Genomic DNA, 6988 nt, shown 5'->3' on the forward strand with positions numbered 1-6988 from the left:
AATTCGCTGTCGCGTTCCACCGGCCCATTCTTGCAATTCTCCATGCCGCTCGTCGCTGCGGGAATTCCTTGATATGTGCCGCATCGAGGAAGGTTCCGCATGAACCGCACACGCACGAACGACCGCTTCGCCCGCACCCGTGACCGCGGTGCCGACTCCGGAAGGGGCGGCAGCCGATTCGGTTCGTCGGCCCCGCGCCGGTCCGGCGGACCGAGCCGCTCCGGCGGTTACGGCCGCCGGCCCGCCGCGGTCCAGGGAGAGTTCGCCCTCCCCGAGACGATCACCCCCGCGCTTCCCGCCGTGGAGGGCTTCACCGATCTCGACATGCCCCGGGAGCTGTTGGCCGCGCTCGGCTCGCAAGGCGTGACCGTACCGTTCCCGATCCAGGCCGCGACCCTCCCGAACTCCCTCGCCGGGCGGGACGTCCTCGGCCGTGGCCGCACCGGTTCCGGCAAGACCCTCGCCTTCGGGCTGGCGCTGCTGGCCCGTACGGCCGGGCAGCGCGCCGGGGCCAGGCAGCCGCTGGGGCTGATCCTCGTACCGACGCGTGAGCTGGCGCAGCAGGTGACCGACGCGCTCGCCCCGTACGCCCGCTCCGTGAAGCTGCGGCTGGCCACCGTGGTGGGCGGGGTGTCGATCGGCAGGCAGGTGAGCGCGCTGCGCGGTGGCGCCGAGGTCGTCGTCGCCACACCGGGACGTCTCAAGGACCTCATCGACCGCGGCGACTGCCGACTGGACCAGGTCTCCGTCACCGTCCTCGACGAGGCCGACCAGATGGCCGACATGGGCTTCATGCCGCAGGTCACCGCCCTTCTCGACCAGGTCCGCCCCGAGGGTCAGCGCATGCTGTTCTCCGCCACCCTCGACCGCAACGTCGACCTGCTCGTGCGCCGCTACCTCAGCGACCCCGTCGTGCACTCCGTCGACCCCTCGGCCGGCGCGGTCACGACGATGGAGCACCATGTGCTGCATGTCCGGGGCGCCGACAAGCACACGGCCACCACCCAGATCGCCGCACGCGACGGCCGCGTGATCATGTTCCTCGACACCAAGCACGCCGTCGACGGCCTCACCGCGCACCTCCTGAACAGCGGGATCCGGGCCGCCGCCCTGCACGGCGGGAAGTCGCAGCCGCAGCGCACCCGCACGCTGGCGCAGTTCAAGACCGGGCACGTCAGCGTGCTGGTGGCGACCAACGTCGCGGCGCGCGGCATCCACGTCGACAACCTCGACCTCGTCGTCAACGTCGACCCGCCGACCGACCACAAGGACTACCTCCACCGCGGCGGCCGTACGGCCCGCGCCGGCGAGTCCGGCAGCGTCGTCACCCTGGTCACCCCGAACCAGCGCCGCGGCATGACCCGCCTCATGGCGGCGGCCGGCATCGTCCCGCGGACCACTGAGGTCCGCGTCGGCGAAGAGGCCCTGCACCGCATCACCGGAGCCCAGGCCCCCTCCGGCATCCCGGTCGTCATCACCGCACCGGCGGCCGAACGCCCCAAGAAGCGCGGCGGCACGTCGCGCGGCCGTCGCCGCCCCGCTCCGGCGGCCCGGCGCGCGCCCGTACCGCGGTCCACCGTCGGTGCGGCCGCATAGGACCTTCGTGACCAGGAAACCGACCCGACTCCGCAGGAGGCACCCTTTGACGCTGGTCCAGACGCAGTCCCGCCCGACGAGTACCCACCCCGTGCACGGCACGGTGGCCGACGCCATGGACGCGGCCGGACCGCAGGTCTGGGAGGACATGACCGTGGAGGTGGCACTGTCCGTGATGGCCGCCGCCCGTACGGGCCATCTGATCGTCTGCGACGAGGACGGGCTGTGCACCGGCTTGGTCACACGGGCCGGGCTCACGGCCGCTCGTGACGGTTCCGCATACACGGACCGGATCCGTCTGCGTGACATCGCCGACGTCATCGGGCCCTCCCCTCGCCGCTGACCACGGGGGCCGAAACCGAGCGTGCGATGCGCCGCCGCCGGCTCGGGGCCCTGCCCGCGGTCGACGAACACGGCAACGCTCCGGGTGTCCTCGCCCTGCCCCGCTGAACCGCTTCACGGCGGTCGGCCCCGCCCCTCCTTCTCCCCCTGTGAGGCGTCATGCGCTGTGTCATCGCCCGCTTCCCGTTCGAGCTGACCAGGAACGGCGTGCTGGAATCGATGAAGGGCGTCAAGCCCGAGCCGGTCACCGGCGAGTCCGTGCTCATCGGACGACGCCACTACCCCGCCAAGCAGGTCGGCCAGGTCATCACCCGCCAGGACCGCCGCGATTTCAGTGCCGGTGAAGTCCTTCGGGCCATGTCCCGGCTCGGCTTCACCTGTCGCACCCGTCCCGAGGCCGTACCGACGCGCCTCGAAAGCCCGTCGCAGCGGGCTTCCGCGATGCTCGGCACCTCCCTGTCCGTCTGACCGGCGGGACAGGCGCGAGCCGAACAGAGCGGTGAGGGCCCTGCCGGCACGTGCCGGCAGGGCCCTCACCGCGTGCCATGCCGCTCTCGGCGTGGCGACGGGTCAGTGGTCGGAGTAACTGAAGTCGCCCACGGTCCAGGCACTGACGTCCTCGATCGCGACGCGGTACATCCCGCCCGTCTCCGGGATCCCCACCGCGCCCTGGAGGATCCGGGCGACATGGAAGTGCAGATGTGTGGGCGGCCCCTCCTGCTTCGCGGGGGTGTCGAAGACGGCGGAGAACTCGCCCAGGCGGGCGGAGTCCGTCAGCACCTCCGACACCCTCCGCCTCCACACGGCTTCGGGAGCCAGGCGACCGGTGATGACAGCACCACCGGTGACCACGGTCAGGGACATCTGGTTGCTCTGCCCGGACTCCACACGGGCGGCGATGTCAACGATCAGCTCGTCAGGCTTCGGCATGAGATCGGATTCTATGCACCTGCCCGTCCGGGCGGCTCGGGTGGTGGAACCAAGGGGCAGGACGAGCGCACACGGCTCCCCCCGGCGCCGCAGTACAGGTCAGGAGTGCGCGTGCGGGGCGGCTGCGAGCCGGGGTGGTGGACGGCCGCTCGGTGGTGGCCGGGTGGACCGTCCGTCACCTCGCCGATCCGTCCGGCCCGAGAGGACACCTCATCGCCGAGCACACCAAATCTGTGATCGCCGGAGTAGACATTCACAGCACTCGTGACTACGATTTCTCTCGTAGCCGAGATCGATCAGGGCCCGGCAGACACGAACTGCCGGGCAGTAGTACAAGCAGTACGCAGTCCCCGTTCGCAAGTGATTGATCGAGAGGGAAGGACGGAGGAGTCGAGCGCCATCAGGATCGCCCGGGCGGAAGACGCGAGCCCGGGTACCGCAGGACATCGATAGGCAGGTGGTCTCCGGTCACGCATCCGCGATCCCCGCACCCCCGTCGGAGTACCGGACGGCCGTGCGGAAACAGAAGGCCGACGCAGTACTAGGGTCGGCAGATGGTGTTGTAGTTCCTTCGGGGCCCTGGTGCCGTACGGCACCAGGGCCCCTCCACGCGTTCCCCAGAGAGGTGAGATGACAGCAGACAAATCACTGGGCCGTCTCGACGACGACGACTACCCCGCCTACACGATGGGCCGGGCCGCCGAGTTGCTCGGTACCACTCCCGGCTTTCTCCGCGCCATAGGCGAAGCACGACTGATCACACCGCTGCGCTCCGGGGGCGGGCACCGCCGCTACTCCCGCTACCAGCTGCGTATCGCGGCACGCGCGCGTGAACTCGTCGACCAGGGCACCCCGATCGAGGCCGCATGCCGGATCATCATCCTCGAAGACCAACTCGAGGAAGCCCAGCGCATCAACGCCGAATACCGACGCGCCGGCGGATCGTCCCATCCACCGGCCGGAGTCTGAGGTGAACGGGCCTGCCGGTATCGACGGGCCCTCACCCACACCCATGGCCGGAACACGAAGTCCGTCGCGCTCCCACCGACCCGGCACCGGTCTTCGCGGGGCACCTTCGGCCGGGTGACCGGTACGACGGTGAGGAGACCGTCCAGCTCCTGAAGTCGTCGGGGCCGGTGGTGAAGAGGGGAAGGTCCTCGGCCACGGCGATGGCGGCGATCACCAGGCCGGCCACCCGGCGACGCGGCTTGCGGCCCGCGCTGGTCACCGCGGCGCAGCCGGTCGTCCCGCCGCCCCGCTGAGGAGTCGGTGGAACTCCGGAGCGGTCGGAGGCGGAAGAGGGCTTGCGCCGGCCCCGGGGAGGGTAGGCCGGGAGAACGGCTCGCGTTCCGGGAGGGTGGGCCGGGAGAACGGCTCGCGTTCCGGGAGGGTGGGCCGGGAGAACGGCTCGCGTTCCGGGAGGGTGGGCAGGCGGTTCCGCCTGTTCGGGCACTCATCGTGCCCCGTTGCTTCCTGACTCGGCGCCATCGCCTCGCTTAACGTCCGGGAGTGAGCCTCTGGACCTCCCTCGAGCCCGCCTCCGCGACCGTGGACCCGGGCGGTAGTACGACTGTGCGGCTGCGTCTGCGCAACACCGGTGACGTGGTGGACGAGTACCGCTTCGAGGCGGTGGGTCCTCTCGCGCCCTGGGCCGTCGTGGAGCCGCAGGCGTTGCGGTTGTATCCGGGGACGACGGGGTCGGTGGAGCTGACGTTCGCTCCGCCGCGTACGCCGGACGCGACGGCGGGGCCGAATCCGTACGCGGTGCGGATCACGCCGACGGAACATCCGGAGGCGACGACGGTTCCGGAGGGGAACCTCACCGTCACCCCGTTCACCGAAGTGCGGGCGGAGTTGGTGCCGCCGACGGTGAAGGGCCTTTTCCGTGGCCGTCCGAGGCTGGCCGTGGACAACCTGGGCAACACGAGGCTGACGGCGTCGGTGAGCGGCAGCGACAACGGTGACCAGTTGTCGTACGACATCCACCCGAGCAATGTGCAGATCGAGCCGGGCCGTGCGGCGTTCGTGAGGACGACGCTGAAGCCGCGGCAGATCATCTGGTTCGGGTCGGCGGAGCGCCGGCCCTACACCCTGGCGGTGCAGCGGTCGGGTGTGCCGCCGTTGGACGTGGAGGGCACGTACGTGCAGCGGGGTTTCCTGCCGCGCTGGCTGGCGGCCTTCCTCAGTGTCTCCGTGGCGCTGGCGGTCGCGTTCGTGATGCTGTGGATCGCCTACAGGCCCGATGTCCGCAGCGCCGCCACCGAAAAGGGCCAGGAAGCCGCCGGCAGCACACTGCCGCCCGCCGCCTCACCGACCCTGGAAGCGCCGAAGGCCCCGCCCGCCGGCGTCTCGGCGCCCCCGGCCGCGGCCGGTACACAGCAGCCCGACGGAGCCGGGGACGGGGCCGGAGACGGTACGGGAGGTGGTGGTTCCGAAGAGGAGGCCGAGGCGCCGGAGAGGACCGCGGCGACCGCCGTCCAGCGACTGGCCGCGGAGGAGCCGAGCGAACCGCACATCTGCTACCGGGTCCACGCGGCGGGCCAGGGCTGGACCGACGCCGTGTGCGACGGCGAGACGGCGGGCACGGCGGGCTCGGGGACGCCGCTCACGGCCGTCAACATCGCCGTGTCCGGAACCAACGGCACATCCGGCGGCGCCTTCGTCCCCGACCCCGCGTCGACCGAGGGCAAGGGGCACTACCCCGAGCCGTGGACGAATGCCGCCGACGGCATCGACAACTACGTCGGCAGTACCGAGGAGGACGCCCCGCACATGATGGGGTTCAGCATCAGCGTCGACGGTGGCGGCGGTACCGTCTGCCAGACCTCCTACGTCCACGACGACACCTGGCTCGGCCTGGCATGCGACGACCCCGGGGTCGGTCTCGACTTCACCTACGCCGGCACCCATGACAACACCTTGTGGATCGAAGCGGTCAGGCTCACGGTGTGAGCCGGGCCGTACGGGTCCGGTGACCGCCTGGCGCGCTCGGCCGCCCGCCCGCCGGCCGGCTCACGCCGGCGGGTGTCCGCCGTGGTGGGCGACCGGCAACGGCTGGGTGACGCCGGGGTGGCGGCGAACAGTCGACGGCACCTGATGAAGCCGCCTCCACCCCGGAAACCCGTAGGGGTGCGGAGTGGGCCGAGGTCCGAGTGAGGAGCCGCGGACCTGCGGGCGTCGCGCGCTGCGGTACGAGAGCTGTTTCCGGGTGGAACTTCCCATCGCGAACGTGGGGTTGGCGCTCGTGGCCGTAGCGAGTGTGTTTGCCGGTGTGGTCCGGTCCCCCCAGGACGGGGGTGATCATCGCGGTGGCTTTCGCAGCACTGTTCGTCGTCGCTCCGGCCGTGGCACTCCTGTCGGGCAGGCGAGGACGGGGCGCGGCACGCGCCGCATGCAAGTTCACCTTCGGCCGGGCCGACCGGATCACGCCTTGGGCATCCCGGTGGGCCCTGTGCCGGGGGAACCCCGTCCGGGGCCCGCGTCGGGCGCGAGGCGAGCGGCGGTCCGCCGCACCTCGTCCCGTTGCCGACGTCCTCTGCCTCGCCCCGGCACCGGCGGCCGCGGTACGGCCCGGCGACGGGGCCGTCGGCATGGGAGTGCCCGGGAGGGGCATTCGGAGCGAGTAAGCCAAGAGTGAGGAAACTGCGGTCCGTTCGGTCCGTGCAACCGACAACCGGGAGTATCCAATGACGAGTTACGGCAGCTCATCTGCCGCGTCCTCCGGCTCGCGCACCAATGGCCTGGCGGTGGCGAGCCTGTGCTGCGGCATCGTCGGACTGTTCGTCCTGAACATCGTCCTCGGCCCCTTGGCCATCGTCTTCGGTGCCGTCGCCCGCCGTCAGGCGGCCGTCAAGAACGGCGCCGGGATGGCGAAGGCCGGCATCGTCCTCGGTGTCGTCGACATCGTCCTGTGGCTCGTGCTGCTGGCCTTCGCCGCCAGCAACGGCGGGTTCAGCTGGTACGTGGGCGGCTGACGGCCCCGTGGGAACACGAGTGAGGCGTGGGGGGGGGGGGGGGGGGGGGGGGGGGGGGGCCGCGCGGGGGGGGGGGGGGGGGGGGGGGGGGGGGGGGGGGGGGGGGGGGGGGGGCGGGGGCCGGCGGGCCGCCCGCCGCGCGCGCC

Annotated in this window: 6 protein-coding genes and 2 pseudogenes; 6 read left to right on the forward strand and 2 right to left on the reverse strand. The window is 71.6% G+C overall.

Annotation, left to right across the window (positions count from 1 at the left end; translation table 11 throughout):
* The first annotated feature begins 99 nt into the window (after positions 1-99).
* From ACIA6T_RS13705 to ACIA6T_RS13715, 3 genes and pseudogenes are all read left to right on the forward strand, one after another.
* Positions 100-1596, forward strand: a complete 1497-nt coding sequence (locus tag ACIA6T_RS13705; protein WP_399446697.1) for a DEAD/DEAH box helicase — start codon at positions 100-102, stop codon at positions 1594-1596.
* A 46-nt stretch (positions 1597-1642) separates the two neighbouring features.
* Positions 1643-2046: pseudogene (locus ACIA6T_RS13710) on the forward strand (CBS domain-containing protein).
* Between the two features lie 51 nt (positions 2047-2097).
* The gene (locus ACIA6T_RS13715; RefSeq protein ID WP_399446698.1) at positions 2098-2406 is read left to right on the forward strand and encodes an SCO5918 family protein; all 309 of its coding nucleotides are present in this window, start codon (positions 2098-2100) and stop codon (positions 2404-2406) included.
* Between the two features lie 102 nt (positions 2407-2508).
* On the opposite strand, the gene ACIA6T_RS13720 is transcribed toward ACIA6T_RS13715, so the two are convergent.
* Complete coding sequence (locus tag ACIA6T_RS13720; RefSeq protein WP_399446699.1) at positions 2509-2868, reverse strand: hypothetical protein; 360 nt, start codon at positions 2866-2868, stop codon at positions 2509-2511.
* A 630-nt stretch (positions 2869-3498) separates the two neighbouring features.
* Between ACIA6T_RS13720 and ACIA6T_RS13725 the strand changes: the two genes are divergently transcribed.
* Positions 3499-3837, forward strand: coding sequence for a MerR family transcriptional regulator (locus ACIA6T_RS13725; RefSeq protein WP_399446700.1), 339 nt, complete (start codon positions 3499-3501; stop codon positions 3835-3837).
* A gap of 92 nt (positions 3838-3929) precedes the next feature.
* Here the strand turns inward: ACIA6T_RS13725 and ACIA6T_RS13730 are convergent.
* A pseudogene (locus ACIA6T_RS13730) lies at positions 3930-4105 on the reverse strand (VapC toxin family PIN domain ribonuclease); the annotation flags it as partial.
* 272 nt (positions 4106-4377) lie between these two features.
* Between ACIA6T_RS13730 and ACIA6T_RS13735 the strand changes: the two are divergent.
* Positions 4378-5820 carry a hydrolase gene (locus tag ACIA6T_RS13735; RefSeq protein WP_399446701.1) on the forward strand — a complete coding sequence of 481 codons (1443 nt, stop codon included), beginning with the start codon at positions 4378-4380 and terminating at the stop codon, positions 5818-5820.
* Between the two features lie 734 nt (positions 5821-6554).
* Complete coding sequence (locus tag ACIA6T_RS13740; RefSeq protein ID WP_385046857.1) at positions 6555-6842, forward strand: DUF4190 domain-containing protein; 288 nt, start codon at positions 6555-6557, stop codon at positions 6840-6842.
* Positions 6843-6988: the final 146 nt, after the last annotated feature.

It is taken from the genome of Streptomyces sp. NPDC051740 (assembly GCF_044453165.1).
Lineage (GTDB): Bacteria > Actinomycetota > Actinomycetes > Streptomycetales > Streptomycetaceae > Streptomyces > Streptomyces atrovirens.